We start from the raw sequence: 16,342 nt of genomic DNA, 5'->3' as shown, positions 1-16,342 counted from the left end.
CTTCGGGTTTGCGGAACCGGGCTCCACGCAGCCACCACAGCCCTGCCGGCGGGCGCGGAACACTCCGACGGTCCGCCATCGTGCTCGGTGAAACATTTCAGAGGTTATAGACTGCCCCGATCGCCGGGCGGCCCGGCGGTGTCGGACACCAGCGCCGCGCGCCGAGGGAGGGAGCCATGTCAGCCGCAAGCATCAAGGAGGTGGCACGGCACGCCGGCGTCTCCCTGGGCACCGTGAGCAACGTGCTCAACCGGCCGAACCGGGTCGCACCCGCCACCCGGCAGCGGGTCCTCGACGCCATCGCCGAGCTGGGCTACGTCCGTAACGACTCCGCCCGCCAGTTGCGCGCCGGGCACAGCCGCACGATCGCCATCGTCGTCCTCGACGTCGCCAACCCCTTCTTCACCGACGTCGTGCGCGGCGCGGAGCAGGTGGTCGAGGAGGCAGGCGCCATGCTCGTCGTCTGCAACAGCGGCGAGGACCGCGCCCGGGAGCGCCGGCACCTGGAACTGCTCGAGGAGCAGCGGGTACGCGGGGTCCTCATCACACCGGTCGGCCATGGCGGCCAACCCGACCTGGAACGCCTGCACAACCGTGGCATTCCGGTCGTCCTGGTCGATCGCGAATCCGGCCGGGCCAGCTGCTGCTCCGTCGCCGTCGACGACGTGCTGGGCGGCCGGCTGGCCATGGAGCACCTGCTGGAGCGGGGCCACCGCCACGTCGCGTACCTCGGCGGGCCCTTCACGATCCCGCAGGTGGCCGACCGGCACGCCGGTGCCGCGGCGGCGCTGGCCGCGCACGGCGACACCAGCGAGCTGCGGGTGGCCCCCACCGACACCCTGACGGTGTCCGCCGGCCGCCGGGCCGCCGCGGAACTCGTCGCCCTGCCCGCCGCCCAGCGTCCGACCGCCGTGTTCTGCGCCAACGACCTGATCGCGCTCGGCGTGCTCCAGGAGCTGACCACGCGCGGGCTGCGGGTGCCCGACGATGTCGCGATCGTCGGCTACGACGACATCGAGTTCGCCGGGGCGGCCGCGGTTCCGCTGTCTTCGGTCCGCCAGCCGCGTGAGCAGCTGGGGCGTACGGCCGCCCAACTGCTGCTGGAGGAGGCCGAGGCCGGCGCGACGCACCGGCACCGGCACGTCGTTTTCCAACCGGAACTCGTCGTCCGCCACTCCAGCGACCAGGCCCGGCGCTGACCGCCGCGCCATCCGGTCACCGGGCCCGCCGGTTGGCACGCAGGGCAGCCAGTACCACGCCGGGTGTGGCCAACGAGCTCGGGTGTGCACACATGGAGACCACGTCGTTGAACCGCCGCGCCACCGTCACGTCCGTGACGGTGGCCGTGATGATCTGCCTGCTGACCCAGCTGGACAGCCGGTAGCCGCGCGGGTAGGGCCCGTCGACATGCGGCAGCGCCAGATCCGCGGAGGTCGAGGTCGACCAGGCGGCCTCGACCACGACCTGCTGCAGGTCGAGGAACCGGCGCGCGGGCACGCCCAGGGCCGGGCGGGAACGCAGGTGCGTCGACAGGCAGGCCGCGTGCAGGGCCGCCGCCGTCATCCCCTGCCCGTAGACCGGGTTGAACGACGCCACCGCGTCGCCGACGCTGACGAGCCGGGCCGGAAAGCGCTTCAGCGCATGGAAGTCCCGCCGCCGGCTGTCGGCGTGGTGGTACGTCTGGACCTCACCGAGCATCTCGTCGCCGGCGACGTCGCCGAACTCCGGCGGGAACTGGTCGCGCAACCGGCGTACGAAGTCCTCGGCGGTCCGCCCCGGGCGGTTGTCCCCGTAACCGGCCATCATGGCCATCCACCGGCCATCCTCGACGGCGAAGAACGCGGCGCCGGCCACGTCCGACGACCCGCCCGGACTGTGCAGTGCCAGGACCACCGGGAACTCCGGGTTGGGTTCCCGGCGTCGGAACAGGGCCGTCGCGTAGTTGAGGCGCACGGTCATCCGCCGGGCGGCGGGCCGGTCCCAACCGCCACGCTCCAGCCAGTCGGACAGCCTGCTCGAACGTCCCATCGCGTCGACCACGAAGTCGGCGCTCTCGATTCCGGGCACCCCGTCGACGTCGCAGCGGACCCCGGCGGCTCCGCCGTCGTCGAACACGAGGCCCGTGGCGCGGGCGGTGACCGTCGTGACGTTGGGCAGGCGCAGCACCTGCTGACGGATCAGCCCTTCCAGGAGGGGCCGGCTGCCCGACAGGCTGTCCGCGTCCCCGGGCACGACGACCTTCAGGCGGCCGTCGAGGTAGCTGCGCCGGGCCTCGGGCGGCGCCTCGACCGCCCCTCGGGCCAGGGCTCGCTCCCGAAAGCCGGGGAACAGCCGCTCGAGGTGGAGCAGGCCGCCGGGCAGCAGCGCGTGCAGTTGCGTTCCCTGTGGCACGCCGGGCCGCACGCCGGTGACCCGCAGGTCGTCCCGGTCGATGACGACGACGCGCTCCGCGTGGTCGGACAACACCCGGGCGGCCAGCAACCCGGCGACACTGCCGCCGATCACGACGGCTCTGCCCATGACCGGGGACGCCTGCTCGGGCGGTGGCACCGCGTTCAGCGCGGCGAAGACCCGAGCCGGGGAGAGGGACATCCTGCTCTCCAAGAGGTACGAGGTACGGGGCTCCTCGCCGACCCGCCGGCGACCGTACGCCGGGGCAGACCTGCCGACGGGGCCGCTCGGCATGACGGAGACGATCGTCGCACAATGGCCGGTCGCGACCGGACCCCCGGCCGGGCCAGCCGGGTCAACCCACCTCGCGCAGCCGGGCCGCGATGCGCTCGGGCGTGGTGTCGCTGATCCAGGCGCCCATCGCCGACTCGACCCCGGCCAGGTACTTCAGCCGCTGCGGCGCCCGCATGATCGAGAACACCTGCAGGTGCAGGCGGAACAGATCACGTCCGGTGCGGGTCGGCGCCTGGTGGACGCCGGCGATGTACGGCAGCGGCTCCGGCCCCGGAAAGTACCGGTCCAGCCGGCCCAGTACGTTCAGGTAGATCCGGGCCAGGTCGTCGCGTTCGGGCCCGGTCAGTTCGGGCAGGTCGCGGACGTCCCGGTGCGGCGCCAGGTGCACCTCGACCGGCCAGCGGGCAGCCGCTGGCACGTACGCGGTCCAGTGCGCGGAGGTCAGGACCACCCGGGTGCCGGCGCGGCGCTCGGCGTCGAGCACGTCGCGGAAGAGAACGCCGCCGGTGGCCTCCCGGTGCCTTGCGGCCATCTCGAGCATCCGGGCCACCTTCGGCGGCAGGAACGGGAACGCGTAGATCTGCCCGTGCGGGTGCGGCAGCGTCACGCCGATCTCCCGCCCCCGGTTCTCGAAGACGAAGACGTGCTCGACGCCGGGCAGGCGGCCCAGTTCCTCGGTCCGGTCCGCCCACGCCTCGATCACGGTGCGGGCCCGGTGCGGGCTGAGCGACCCGAACGAGCCCTCCGGCGCCGCCGAGAAGCAGACCACCTCGGTGCGGCCGTTCGCGGGGCGTACCGGCCAGAGTGGATCCCCGTCCAGCAGGCCGGGTTCGCCGCCGACCCGAGGAGAGAAGGACGGGAACCGGTTCTCGAAGACCACCACGTCGTACGTGGGTTCGGCGACCTCCGTGGGAAAACCGCCCGGCACCGTCGGCGCCAGCGGGTCCTGGTCGGCGGCGGGCAGGAAGGTGCGGTCGTTACGGTGCGACGCCATGGCGATCCACTCGCCGGTCAGCGGGTCGTACCGGATCTGGGAGGCGCCCCGCACCACCTCGTCGGCGGGTGGCAACGCCCGGGTGTCGGCCGCCGTTCGGACCGCACCGCCGCCGAGGTACGGCTCGGTGTCGTCGAAGTAGATGATCTCCCGGCCGTCGGCCATCCACCGCACCGTCTTGCGGACCCGGTGGACCCGCTCCGGTTCCGCGGTCGTAAGGTGCCCGACCACACGCACCCGGTCGACGGCGAGCAGCTGGCTGCCGGTGCCGACCAGGCGGTCGCGGGCGGCGGGCGGCAGCGACACCGGGGAACCGGCCGCCAGCGGAAGCAGGTGCAGCGTCACCTCGCCGCCGTCGCGGTAGCCGGCGTCGTGGAGGTTGACGATCCAGCGGGAACCGTCCCAGAACCGGTCGGTGACCGGACGCCCGTCGACGCGCAGCTGCCCGACGTCCCCGGCCCAGTCGATCTCCAGCAGCGCGTCGTGCGTCGGGTCGGCCGCCCAGTCCGGCAGGCCGAGCCGGTAGACGGCGGCGAGGTCGTCGAACACCTCGGGCGTCGGCGCCGACTCACGGCCGTCGTGCTTGCCGTAGGTGACCGGGACCGTCGCGGCCGCCGCGCGGCGGGGTTCGACGGCGGCGTCCACGGCGCCGGGCGCCGGCCCCGACGGGATCGCCAGCTCGGTGAAGGCACGCGCGTGCGGGTCGTACGCCTGCACGCGGGGGGTTCCGGTCGCCCTGACCGTGACCCGGCCGTCCGGTCCCCACCGCAGTTCGTCGTCGCTGAGCAGCAGCCGCCGTCCCCCGTCCTCGCAGACCCAGGTCGAGCCGGCGGTCTCGGCCGGCAGGACCAGCACGTCCAGGACGCCCGCGTCGGTGGTGAGCCGCACCGGGGACAGGCCGGGCGCGACCTGCCGGACCCGTACGCCGCCGTCCTCGACGGCCAGCTCGGCTTCGATGCCCGCGTCGGCCACCAGCACCAGCGTCGGTACCGCGCCGGGCAGCAGGGTCAACGCCGAGGCGGTGGCCCAGGCGAGGCGCACGCCGCCGGCGGTGAGGTTGATCGGCCAGCGGGCCAGCGTACCGGCGGGGATGTCCACCGGGCGCGACGGCAGCACCAGCTCGGTGTCGTCGAGGGTGATCCGGAAGCGGGCGCCGTGGTAGGCGGGCAGCGGACAGTGTGGTTGGTGCCAGGCGACGAAGAGGAAGCCGCTGCGGCCGTCGCTGCGCAGCGCCCACCGCAGCGTCCGGTCGTCCGTCACGCCGGACGGCCGGACGTCCGGCAGGCTGGAGGGCATCTCGGCGAGTCGTGGCCCGAAGGCGGCCAGGAAGGCGTGCTGGCGCCGGAGCTCGGCATGGCTGGGGGCGAGGGTGCCGGCCTCGCCGATCGGGGCGTGGAAGTCGTACCCCAGGCGCGGCATGTCGTTGGGGTAGCCCGTCTCGTGTGACTCCTGCATCCCGCTCTCGCCGGGCGGGTTGGTGCCGCCGGCGTACATGTAGTAGCCCTGCCAGGCCGACCCGTTGCCGATCTTGCAGTGGGCGATGGCGGCGATGTCGAGTGCCGTGGGGCGCGGGCGCCGGTGGTAGGCGGTGGCCATGCCACCGCCCAGCTCGCAGGTCGCGGCCGGGAACAGCGGCGAGGGGGTGCGCGCCGGGGCGTGCGCCGGGCCGGTCTCCTGCGCACGGCGCACGTCGGCGCCGATGCCGGGGTCGTCCCAGACGTGGGAGAAGAAGTAGTGGTCCCGGAAGGTGGGGTCCCAGGGGGCGTCGGCGTCCACCCAGAAGCCGTCGCCGTAGCCGCCGAACAGGGGCAGCACCTCGGCCTCGGGCAGGTCGGCGCCGCCCCAGGCGGTCGCCGTCCACAGCGGCGCGGACAGCCCGGCCTCGCGGGCCAGCCGCTTGAGCGTGATCAGGTGCCCCGGCTGGTCGTACAGCTCGTTCTCCAACTGGATGCCGAGCACCGTGCCCGCCGGTGAGCAGCGGCCGGCCAGGGCGGCGGCGAGCTGACCCCACCATGCCCGGACCAGTTCCAGGTAGCCGGGGTCGTCGGTGCGGTGCCGTACCGGGGCCCGCTGGACCCAGTCGGGGAAGCCGCCGTTGCGTACCTCCCCGTGGCACCAGGGGCCGATCCGCAGGACCACGTCGAGGCCGGCCTCGGCGCAGAGGTCGACGAAGGCGGCCACGTCGAGGTTGCCGTCGAAACGTGGAGCGCCGCGGTGTTCGACGTGGTGCATCCAGAAGGCGTAGGTGGCCACCACGGTGATTCCGCCCGCGCGCATCTGCCGGAGGCGTTCGGCCCAGCGGTGCCGAGGCACGCGACTGTAGTGCAGCTCGCCGGAGACGGGGATGACGGGTGCGCCGTCGCGCGTCAGGTACCGGTTGGTCAGCGACAGCCCGGGGCGGGCGTCCTCGTCGTTGCTCATCCGGGGTCGGCGTGACGGGGCCACCCAGGGGTGATGGCGCACGGAGAGCGGATCGGGCCACGGCAGCGGATCGGTGGTCATCAGCCCTCCGGGTACTTCGACTGTAATCGGTCACAGGCCACGGTGCCCCTGAGAGGCCCGGGACACAGGCGCCTGACGGGAGGGAATCTAGGTCATGGCACCCGCCCCTGCGCCCTCACTGTAACCGGTTACATGTTCCGCTCCGGCGCCCCGTCCCGGACGGGCGCGGGCCTCGGCCGGTCCTCGTACCGGTCAGCCCGACCACGAAGGACCATTGCCACCGGTGGCCGCCAGCGCGGTCACGGCGTGACGGAACGACGCAGAGTATGATCACGCCCGTGCCGAACCCGTCCGGGCCTGGGCGTAAGCGGCCCACCATCCGCGACGTCGCTCGGGTGGCGGGGGTCTCGTACGCCACGGTCTCCCGCGTCCTCAACGGCCACGACTGGGTGAGCCCCGAGGCGGTCCGGCTGGTGCGCGACGCGATCGCCCGCACCGGCTACACCGCCAACCCGCACGCGCGGTCCCTGGCCACCGGCAGGTCGGGATCGATCGCCTTCCTGCTCACCGAACCGCAGCACCTGCTCTTCGAGGATTCGAACTTCGCCGTGTTGCTGCGCGGCGTCGCCCAGGCCCTCTCCGCGCGGGAGCAGACGCTGATCCTGATGATCGCGGCGACCGCCACGGAACGCGACAGGGCCGTGTCGTACCTGTCCGGCGGCCACGTCGACGGCGTGCTGCTGGTCTCCCCGCACTCCGGCGACCCACTGCTCGGCCAGCTGGTGCGCGCCGAGGTGCCGATCGTGGCCTGCGGCCGGGTGCTCGGCTACGAGCAGGTGATCAGCTCGGTGGCGGCGGACGACCGATCGGGCGCGCGGTCCGCGGTCGAACACCTGCTCGCCGCCGGGTGCCGGCGGATCGCCACGATCACCGGCCCGCAGGACACCTCCGGCGGAGTGGACCGGCTGCACGGCTACACCGACGCGCTGACCGCGCACGGGCTCGCGGTGGAGCCGGCCCGGATCGCGCACGCCGACTGGAGCCGGGAAGGCGGCGAGACGGCCATGCGCGCCCTGCTGGACCGGGCCGCCGACCTCGACGCGGTCTTCGCCGCCTCCGACGCCCTTGCCGCCGGGGCTCTCCCGGTGCTGCGCGAGGCCGGCCGCCACGTGCCCCGCGACGTGCGCGTCGTCGGTTTCGACGACTCCGGGCTGGCCGCCACGCTCGACCCGCCACTGACCACGGTGCGCCAGCCGCTGGAGCGGATCAGCGAGGAGATGGTCCGGCTGCTCGCCGACATCACCGCCGGGCGGAACCCGCTGTCCATCACCGTGCCCACGACGCTCGTCGTCCGCAGATCCTCCCCTGCCTAGAGGCGCCTCAACGACGGTGCGCCCGGGCGACGCCGAGGGCGGTCGACGCGGTGATCGACAGGGCGCCGAGCAGCGCGAGTGCCGCCGCCCCGGAGAGCGCCGCCCACGGGGCGCGCTCCACGTACGGCATCGCCTCGGCGAGGATGCGGCCCCACTCGGGCGTGGGCGGTTGGGTGCCGAGGCCGACGAAACCGAGCGAGGCGATGGCCAGCGCGACGCCGGGGAGGCGCAGCAGCGCGTGCCGGATCACCGGTGGCAGCACACCGGGCAGCACGTGGACGGCGAGCACCCGGATCCGACTCGCCCCCAGCAACCAGCACGCCTGCACGTACCCGCTGGCCAGCTCCTCGCGGACGAGGGCGGCCACGTGCAGGGCGAGCGGCGCCCACGCGGTCGCCGCCACCGCCACCGCCGCCCCACCGGTGCTCGGGCCGAACGCCGCCGCGGTGATCAGCCCGACCAGCACCGGCGGCACCGCGTTGACCAGCTCGGCCGCGCCCTGCGTCAGCCGGGGCAGCAGGCCGGCCGCCACCCCCAGCGCGAACGCGACAGCGCTGACCGCGACGGCGACGCCCACGGTACGCAGGGCGCCGTGCCCGAGCCGGGCGAGCAGATCGCGGCCGAGCGCGTCGCGGCCCAGCGCGGCGTCCCACGACGGCGCGGCGAGCCGTAGCCCGGTGTCCACATGGGTCGGATCACGCAGCAGCCCGGCCAGCACCACCGCCAGCAGCACTCCCCCGAGGACGCCGGGAACCAGCCAGACCCGGCGGACCCGCGGCCCGGGGTCCGGCGGTGGCGGCTGGAGCCCGGCGGCGTCCAGCGCCGGCCCCACGGCCAGCCGCTGCGCCACGGCGGCGAGGACACTCACCGCCGCGGCGAGCACGGCCAGGGCGAGCACCGCGCCCTGGACCGCCGGCAGGTCCTGGGCCGCCGCGGCGCCGAGCGCGAGCCGGCCCAGGCCGGGGATGGCGAACAGCACCTCGACCAGGACCGCGCCGCCGGTCAGGCCCACCACGACGATCGTGAACTGCGGAAACAGTGCCGGCAGGCTGCGGCGCAGCACCCCGTACGCGATGGTGCGCCGGGGCAGCCCACCGGTGGCCCAGGTACGCACCCACGGCTCCCGGAAGGCACCCGGGATCGCGTCGTCGGCCAACCGGCCGAGCAGCCCACCGGCCGGGATCCCGAGCGCGAGCGCCGGCAGCACCGCATGGTGTGCAGCGGACCAGCCGTACGGGTCCGCCCACTCCAGCCACACCGCCACGACCAGCAGCAACGCGATTCCGAGGAGAAACTCGGGGATCGACGTGAGCGCCGCGCCCAGCGCGCCACCGCGCCGGGTGGTACGCCCGCGCCACAGCCCGCGCAGCACCAGCAGCGCGGCGACGACCAGCGCCACCGCCAGGGCCGCGCCCATCAGGGTCAGCGACACGCCGAGCGCCGACCAGACGGTGGGCGCCACCGGCGTGCCGGTCACCCAGGACGTGCCGAGGTCGCCACGGAGCACGCCGGCCAGCCATCTGCCGAACAGCACCAGTGGCCCGTCGTCGAGCCGCAGCTTCTCCCGGATCGCGGCCAAGGCGGCCGGGTCGGGAACGCTCTCGCCGTACTGGGCGCGCAGTATGCTGCGGGCCGGGTCACGCCCGGACAACCACGGCAACGCACCGACCAGGGCGAGGAGGGCGAGCAGCGCGACCAGCCGCGAGCACGTGGCCAGGAGCAGGCCGTTGGCGCGGCTCATCCGGTTCGGCGGGTCTTCAGGCCGACGAGCAACCGCTCCCGCGGGTCGAACCGTGCGTCGACCACTCCCGGGGCGTTGCCCTGCGCCACCCGCTCGTGCAGCATCGGTACCGCGGCGTCCGTCTCCAGCACCGCCCTCTCGGCGGCGAGGATGAGGGCCCGCCGCCTGGTCAGGTCGCCCTCCACCGAGGCCGCCCCGATCGCCTGGTCCACCGCCGGGTCGCAGAGTTGCGCGATGTTGAAGCCGCCGTCGCAGGTGAAGTCGCTGGCGAGGTACGCGACCGGGTCACCGGAGTCGAGCATGGTGGCGCGGGAGAGAATGAACGCGTCGAACCGCCCGGCCAGCGCGTCGGCCTCGATGTGGGCGTACTCGCGCACCACCTGCTGGACCACGAAGCCGACCGCTTCGAGCTGCTGGGCGACCGTCGCGGCGACCTCGGGCAGTTCCGGGCGGTCGCTGAAGGTGGCCAGCACGATCTTCTTGCCGGTCGCGGATCCGGCCGGCCGTTCGGTGCGTGCCGGCCGCTGCGCGGCCCACGGCACCGCCGGCCCGAGCAGGCCGCGGGCGGTGTCGGCGTTCCCTTCGTACACGCCGGCGACCAGCGGGTCGCGCTGGACGGCTGCGCGGGCCGCGGCCCGGACGGCGGGGTCGGCGAACGCGCCGGTGCGACTGTTCAGGTAGAGCGTGTTGGTGCGGGGCATCGACACGGTGCGGTACAGCTGCTTGTCCAGCACCGCCAGCTGCGACGCCGGCACGGCCTCGACGATGTCGGCGGCGCCGGTGCGCAGCGCGGCGGCCCGGGCGGTGCCGTCAGGCACGAACGAGACGTCGATGCCGGATGCGGCGGCGGGGCCACCCCAGTACCCGTCGTACCGGTCCAGCGTCGCGCCCTGCGTGCCGGTCAGCCGGGTCAGCACGAACGGGCCGGTCCCGGTCCGGACCGGGTTCACCGCGTCTGCCTGGTACGCCGCCGCGGCCAGGATCGACAGCTGCGGGCTGGACAGCCGCTGCGGCAGCAGTGGATCGGGCACGGCGGTCCGGACGACGACCGCCCCTTGCTCCGCTTCGGCGGACAGCTCGACCCCGTCCAGGATGCGCGGCTTCGGCTTGGTCGCGGCGGCCCGCCGCAGCACGTCGACGACCCGGGCCGCGTCCAGGGTCGTGCCGTCGTGGAACCGCACCGCCTCCCGCAGGGTGAACCGCCAGGTGGTGCGGTCGACCTGCGACCACGCGGTGGCCAGCGCCGGCTGCGGTGCGCCGCCCTCGTCGAGGCTGACCAGCGTTTCGGCGATGCCCAGGCGGGAGAGCTTGAAGGCGTCGTCGCTGAACGGCGACAGCCCGGAACGAGGTGGCTGGAGCATCGCCACCCGCAGCCGGTCGCCGCCGTTCTCGCCGGCGGCACTCCCGCCGGAGCAGCCGGTGGGCAACAGGAGGACGAACACGGACGCGACAAGGCCGGCGCGTCGGACGGCTGGTGCAGCAATCATGGCGGGCAGCTTATTGAGATCGGTTTTCATTCGCATCCAAGGGGTTCCGGCTGTAAGCCCGCTCACATCGGACCAGCCACGCCCTCGCCTGCCGTCGCGCACGCACGCCCGCGCCGGCGGTGACCGCAGCCACAGGCGGTGATCGATGCGAAGCCGCCCTCACCACCGACGGCAGGTTGAGATGTCACTCACGTGCGGAGGCTTTGGTAAGGCTATCCTTATAAGCTCCCCCACCATGCGCACGACCTTCCGTTCCCTCCTCACGGCGATCGCCGTCACCCCGCTGCTGGCCGGCTGTTTCGCCTCGGGCGAGGATGGCTCGTCCCCGGGCGCGGGAGCCGGCCCGGCCGGCCGCCTGCGGGTCGCCCTCGCGGTGCCACCGGTGCAGGCCCTCTCCCCGTACAGCAACGACGCCACCGTGCTGAGCAAGCTCTCCGTGGCCGAAGGCCTCACCGCACTGGGCGGGGACGGAGCCGCCGCGCCGGCGCTGGCGAGTTCCTGGGCCCAGACCAACGCCACCACCTGGGTCTTCGAACTGCGTAAGGCCACCTTCCAGGACGGCAGCGAGGTCACCGCCGAGTCCGTCGTCAACGCCCTCGACCACGCCAACGCGGCCAAGACCAAGCCCCGCGTGCTCAGCGACGTGACATTGACCGCCAAGGCCGAGGACGCCGACACCGTCACGATCAGCACGAAGACCCCCGACCCGGTGCTCCCGCTGCGGCTCGCCAGCCCCGCGCTGGCCATCCTCTCCGCCAAGGCGTACGCGGCGGACGGAACCGTCAGCCCGGTCGGCACCGGAACCGGCCCCTTCGTGATCACCAAGCTCACCGGGAAGACCGGAGCCACCCTGAACCGTTTCGACGGCTACTGGGGCGGCCGGGCCAAGGCGTCCGGCATCGACGTGACCTGGATCGCCGACGGCACCGCGCGCGCCAACGCCCTGCGCTCCGGCGAGGTCGACATCGCCGAGTGGATCCCCACCTCGCAGGCGAAACTACTGGACCCCGACACCCGCCACGAGGTGCCCTCGGTGCGGACCGACAGCCTGGTCCTCAACACCGCCGGCGGCGTCTTCGCCGACCCCTCGCTGCGCGCGGCGGCCCGCGAGGCGGTGGATGGTTCCGCCCTCGTCGACTCGGTCTTCGGCGGGTACGCCGACCCCGCGCAGGGCCTGTTCGGGCCGGCTGTCGCCTGGGCGGCCGACAAGCGGGTCGAGGTGACCGGCCGAGCGAAGGCCGCGACTCCCGCGCAGGTCAGATCGTTGACCAACGGCCGGACGGTACGCCTGGCCACGTACACCAACCGGGCCGAACTGCCCGAGGCCGCGACCGTCCTCCAGCAGCAGTTGGAGAAGGCCGGGTTCACGGTGCGGCAGGACGTGCGCGAGTACACGCAGATGGAGGCCGACCTGCTCGCGGGCCGGTACGACGCGCTCGTCTTCTCCCGCGTGACGCTCCTCGACACCGGAGACGCGGTCGCGTTCCTGGCCAGCGACTTCACGAGCAACGGCGTCTACAACATCGCCCGCCTGAAGGACACCAGGGTCGACCAGGCCATCGCGTCGGCCGCGAAGGAAGGCGACACCGCGAAGCGGCAGCAGTTGATCATGCGGGCCGAGGCGGAGATCCTACGCACCGACGCCGTCGTGCCGCTGGTTCACGAAAAAGTCGTGCAGGGCATCAGCGCCGACGTCGAGGGTGTGCTTCTCGACCCCCGCGAACGCTCGCTGATCGACGTCGACACCCGCCTGAAGTAGCGGATGAGCAACGCCCCGTCGACTGGCGCCGACGCCCGCTCCGCCCGGTGGCGGGCGGGTGTCGGCCGCGTCGTCGCCGGGACCACCCTGCTGGCGGCGGTCGCCCTGCTGCCCTGGCTGTCGGGAACCGACCCGGCGCTGACGGTGCTGCGGGCCCGCTCCGCCGACCAGGACCCCACCCCGGCGCAGCTGGCTGCCGTACGGGAGCAACTGGGCCTGGACGCCGGGCCGGTCAGGCATCTCGCGACCTGGCTGGCTGGGCTGCCGCGCGGCGACGCGGGTGTCTCCTGGGTCTCGGGTGAACCGGTCCTGCCACAGGTGACGACCGCGCTGGGGGTTTCCGTCACGTTGATGCTCGGCGCGCTCGTGGTCACCATCGCGGTGGCCGCGCTGATCAGCGCCCGGACCCTGTACCTCGGATCCCGGCGGCGGCTGCGGCGGGGCCGGGCGGGCACCGGGGCCGCCGCGGTCGCCGCGCTGCCCAAGTTTCTCCTCGCCTCGCTGCTCGCCACCCTGTTCGGGGTGTGGCTGGGTTGGTTCCCGTCCAGCGGCTGGGAGGGACCGGGGTCGATGGTGCTGCCGGCGCTCGCCCTCGGTGTGCCGTCCGGGGCGATGATTGGCGGCCTGCTCGACCAGTCGCTGCCCGCCACCCTCAACGAGACATGGGTACGGACCTGGCACGGCTGCGGGTTCCCGCCCGGCTACCTCGCCCGACATGCGCTGCGTCGCACGCTGGCCGGGGTGCTCCCCCAACTCCTGCCCACCGTCGTCGCCCTGGTCGGCGGCGCGGTCGCGGTGGAGAAGATCTTCAACATTCCGGGGCTCGGCCGGCTCGCCCTGGACGCCGCCGTGGCGCAGGACCTCCCGCCGCTGCAGACCGCGACCCTGGTCCTCGTCCTGCTCGGCGTCGCCGCCGGCCTGCTCATCCAGGCCGTGCGCCGCGCCCTGCTCGGCCCCGCCCTGCGGGACGGAGCGCTGCCCGCCCTGCACCCACCGGCCCTGCCGCGCTCACGCGCCGCCCGCCGGGCCGCCGGATTCTGCGCGCTGGCCCTGTTCACGCTGGTCGTGGCCGGGCTGCTGCGCGACCCGCTGCACGTGGACACGGCGGCCCGCCTGCTGTCCCCCTCGGCCGCGCACCCGTTGGGCACGGACGCGCTCGGTCGTGACCTGCTGGCCCGACTGGGCCACGGCGCGGTGCGCACGACGGGCGTGGCCGTCGCGGTGACGGTGGTCAGCATCGTCGTCGGGCTGCTGCTCGCCACGGCGGGAAAGGTGAGCGCCGGCCTGACCGAGGTGATGTCGACCCTGCCGGCCGTGCTGGTCGGGCTGCTGACGACCGCGGTCACCGGACCGTCGGTGTGGGGTGCAGCCGGGGCGGTGTGCCTGGTCGCCTGGACCCCGTACGCCGCCCAGGCGGCGGCGCTGCTGGAGCAGGAACGGGCGAGCGGTCACCTGCACGCGTCGATCGCGTTCGGCGCCGGCCCGGCACATCTGCTGCGCCGCCACCTGCTGCCGGCGGTGCTGCCCGCCGTTCTGCGCAACGCCCTGCTACGCCTGCCCACCACCATTCTCGTGCTGGCCTCGCTCGGCTTCCTCGGCCTGGGCGAGCAGCCACCCACCCCGGAGTGGGGCCGCCTGCTGCTGGAGAACCAGCCGTACGCGGAACTGGCGCCCTGGACGGTGCTCGGTCCGGCCTGCGCGCTCGTCCTGCTCTCCGTGCTCGCCGTGTCCGGGGTGGCCTCGGGACGCCGCGCGTCGCTGCCCGGGTAGCAGTTTCGTCCTCGTCGGCGTCCGCGCGAAGGCGCAGCCGGCTCGCGGGCGCGGCCGGGAGGGGTCAGGACCGGGTGCGTGCCCAGGTCACGAAGCGGTCGGTGAGGTTCGGCTCGCGGCCGCCGTCGAGGTCGGTCAGGTCGTGGTGGGCCGTTTCCCGCAGGGCGTCGAGGTGGGCGACCAGTTCGGCAGGGTGCTCGCGGTAGTGGTCGAGGAGCGCGAGTTTCGCCGCGCCGCACGGCCACGGGTGGGCGTCGACCCGGCACAGCCAGGTCGGGCGCAGCGGCGTGTGGGCGGTCATGCCGTGACCGCCGCCCAATGCTGCGGCCGGCGGCGGGCTCGCGTCGCCGGCACGGTCAGCCGGCGGACGCCCTCGACGCGGACGTACAGCGTCCGCCGGCGGGTCGCGTCGCCCGCCCGGTTCAACTCGTACGCGTCGATCCAGCGCCAGCCGTGGTAGGTCGGCCAGTCGAGCACCCGGATCACCCGGACGCGGATCGGTGTGGCGAACTGCGGCGACGCCTCGCGGGCCAGCCGGAGCACGTCACCGGCGGTGATCGTCCGGTCCGTCACGCCTGCCCCCGGTTGCGGCCGGCGGCCCAGCGAGCCGCGGGAACGACGTTCGTCACCCGACCAGGGCCACGCCACGGCGGGATCAGCGGGCCGATCGGTCCCGGGACGATCGGCCGGGCCGGCGGATCGTCCTGCGGCGCGGGCCTCGGGTCCGGTTTGTCGGGCACGGAGCTTCCCCAATCCGTCGAAGGTGTGGATGGGGCCACCCCGGTCTGCGTCGTCCATGGACGGCCCCCGACAGCGCGACCGGCGGGCTTCGGATGCCTCCACCGGCTCGCGCCGCTTGTTCTTCCACCCTGGACGCGGACCCAACAGGTTCGGAATAGTTACCGCGTGATCACGGAACGCAGCCCTCGGATGCGGGCCAACGCGGAACCGTGCGGAGCACCGTGGAAGGTTGTGGAAACCGTGGGAATCTCGCCGTCTGAGTTTCTGCTGCGCGAGTTGAGGCGACGCCGCACGACCGCCGGGCTGACTCAGGCGCAGCTCGGCGAGCTGGTCTTCTGCTCGGACTCTCAGGTGAGCGCCATCGAGACCGGAACGAAGCCGCCGACCCTGCCCTACCTGACCGCCGTTGACACCGCGTTACACACCGGTGAGTACTTCACGACGCTCTGGAACGAGCTGGTCAAGGCCGACGCCGCGCCGGTCTGGCTGCGCGAGTGGATGGAGATCGAGCGGGAAGCAACGGCGCTGCGCTGGTACGAACACGCCTTCGTGCCGGGCCTGCTACAGACCGAGGCGTACGCGCGGGCGACGTTCCGCGCGGCGCGGGTGCCGGTCTCGGAGCTTGACCAGCGTGTCGCGGCACGGCTGGAACGGCAGTCGGTCCTCGCTCGCGACCCCGGCCCACAGCTCTTCGTGGTTTTGGACGAGATGGTCGTGCGGCGGGCCTGCGGCGGCCCCGACGTGATGGCCGAGCAGATCGAGCACCTGCTGACCTGCGCGGAGCAGCCCCATATCCAGTTGCACATCGTGCCGCTGTCCGCTGGCATCTACTCAGGTCTCGCCGGGGCGTTCATCCTGGCCGACATGCCCGACGGATCACGCGCCGGGTGCGCGGACCACCAGCTAAAATCGCAGACCGTAGGGCAGCCCGACTCGATCGCTCATCTGGGACTGTCGTGGGACGCGGTCCGGGGCGAAGCCCTCCCGCTCGGCCAGACACTCGACGTACTCAAGGAAGTGGCGAAGACATGGACAACCTGACGGGTGCTCACTGGCGGAAGTCGTCCCGCTCGTCCACCAACGGCGGCACCTGTGTGGAGGTCGCCGACAACCTCTCGGCGGCGGTCTACGTCCGCGACTCAAAGGACGTCGGAGCCGGGCCGGTGCTGGCCTTCTCCCGCCAGTCCTGGCGGACCTTCGTCGCCCGGGTAACCGACCTGGCCTGATCAGCACGAAGTCGGCGACGGCGAGGAGCTGAGCGAGGCGCTCGATGGGGTATCCCGGCCGAGCGTTGTGCATGGCAACCGTTGGCTCAACGGCCACGGTCACCCGCAGCACCGGCGTCGTTCA

12 protein-coding genes are annotated in these 16,342 nt (G+C 73.6%); 6 read left to right on the top strand and 6 right to left on the bottom strand.

What is annotated here, in order from left to right; translation table 11 throughout:
• Positions 1 to 176 precede the first annotated feature (176 nt).
• On the top strand, positions 177 to 1,199 hold the full coding sequence (locus E1193_RS02880) for a LacI family DNA-binding transcriptional regulator (protein WP_132179924.1): 1,023 nt from the start codon (positions 177 to 179) through the stop codon (positions 1,197 to 1,199).
• 16 nt (positions 1,200 to 1,215) lie between these two features.
• Here E1193_RS02880 and E1193_RS02875 read toward each other — a convergent pair whose 3' ends face one another.
• Complete coding sequence (locus E1193_RS02875) at positions 1,216 to 2,685, bottom strand: FAD-dependent monooxygenase (protein WP_243707248.1); 1,470 nt, start codon at positions 2,683 to 2,685, stop codon at positions 1,216 to 1,218.
• A gap of 61 nt (positions 2,686 to 2,746) precedes the next feature.
• A complete protein-coding gene (gene galT / locus E1193_RS33920) occupies positions 2,747 to 6,181 on the bottom strand; it encodes a galactose-1-phosphate uridylyltransferase (RefSeq protein WP_347877008.1) in 3,435 nt (1,144 codons plus the stop codon).
• 278 nt (positions 6,182 to 6,459) lie between these two features.
• On the opposite strand from galT, the gene E1193_RS02865 reads away from it, so the two are divergent.
• On the top strand, positions 6,460 to 7,494 hold the full coding sequence (locus tag E1193_RS02865) for a LacI family DNA-binding transcriptional regulator (protein ID WP_243707247.1): 1,035 nt from the start codon (positions 6,460 to 6,462) through the stop codon (positions 7,492 to 7,494).
• A 7-nt stretch (positions 7,495 to 7,501) separates the two neighbouring features.
• Here the strand turns inward: E1193_RS02865 and E1193_RS02860 are convergent, their stop codons facing one another.
• Both E1193_RS02860 and E1193_RS02855 read right to left on the bottom strand, forming a co-directional pair.
• On the bottom strand, positions 7,502 to 9,235 hold the full coding sequence (locus tag E1193_RS02860) for an ABC transporter permease subunit (RefSeq protein WP_132179920.1): 1,734 nt from the start codon (positions 9,233 to 9,235) through the stop codon (positions 7,502 to 7,504).
• Positions 9,232 to 10,722 (bottom strand): ABC transporter substrate-binding protein, encoded by a 1,491-nt coding sequence (locus E1193_RS02855; RefSeq protein WP_132179918.1) that lies wholly within the window; start codon positions 10,720 to 10,722, stop codon positions 9,232 to 9,234. Before E1193_RS02855 ends, E1193_RS02860 begins: the two co-directional genes overlap by 4 nt.
• Before the next feature lie 235 nt (positions 10,723 to 10,957).
• Between E1193_RS02855 and E1193_RS02850 the strand changes: the two genes are divergently transcribed.
• Positions 10,958 to 12,481, top strand: a complete 1,524-nt coding sequence (locus E1193_RS02850; RefSeq protein ID WP_132179916.1) for an ABC transporter substrate-binding protein — start codon at positions 10,958 to 10,960, stop codon at positions 12,479 to 12,481.
• 3 nt (positions 12,482 to 12,484) lie between these two features.
• Positions 12,485 to 14,251, top strand: a complete 1,767-nt coding sequence (locus E1193_RS02845; RefSeq protein WP_132179914.1) for an ABC transporter permease subunit — start codon at positions 12,485 to 12,487, stop codon at positions 14,249 to 14,251.
• Positions 14,252 to 14,315: 64 nt separating this feature from the next.
• Here E1193_RS02845 and E1193_RS02840 read toward each other — a convergent pair whose 3' ends face one another.
• Both E1193_RS02840 and E1193_RS02835 read right to left on the bottom strand, forming a co-directional pair.
• The gene (locus tag E1193_RS02840; RefSeq protein ID WP_132179912.1) at positions 14,316 to 14,552 is read right to left on the bottom strand and encodes a flavin reductase; all 237 of its coding nucleotides are present in this window, start codon (positions 14,550 to 14,552) and stop codon (positions 14,316 to 14,318) included.
• Positions 14,549 to 14,824 (bottom strand): hypothetical protein, encoded by a 276-nt coding sequence (locus E1193_RS02835; RefSeq protein ID WP_132179910.1) that lies wholly within the window; start codon positions 14,822 to 14,824, stop codon positions 14,549 to 14,551. Before E1193_RS02835 ends, E1193_RS02840 begins: the two co-directional genes overlap by 4 nt.
• Positions 14,825 to 15,232: 408 nt before the next feature.
• Here E1193_RS02835 and E1193_RS02830 point away from each other — a divergent pair, with 408 nt between their 5' ends.
• Positions 15,233 to 16,033 (top strand): helix-turn-helix transcriptional regulator, encoded by an 801-nt coding sequence (locus E1193_RS02830; RefSeq protein WP_165945614.1) that lies wholly within the window; start codon positions 15,233 to 15,235, stop codon positions 16,031 to 16,033.
• Positions 16,021 to 16,218: a DUF397 domain-containing protein gene (locus tag E1193_RS02825; protein WP_132179908.1), complete on the top strand. Its 198-nt coding sequence runs from the start codon at positions 16,021 to 16,023 to the stop codon at positions 16,216 to 16,218. Before E1193_RS02830 ends, E1193_RS02825 begins: the two co-directional genes overlap by 13 nt.
• Positions 16,219 to 16,342: the final 124 nt, after the last annotated feature.

The organism is Micromonospora sp. KC606, assembly GCF_004348675.1.
GTDB lineage: Bacteria > Actinomycetota > Actinomycetes > Mycobacteriales > Micromonosporaceae > Micromonospora.
Note: the sequence above shows the minus strand (reverse complement) of the source record. Positions and strands in the feature narration are given on the sequence as shown.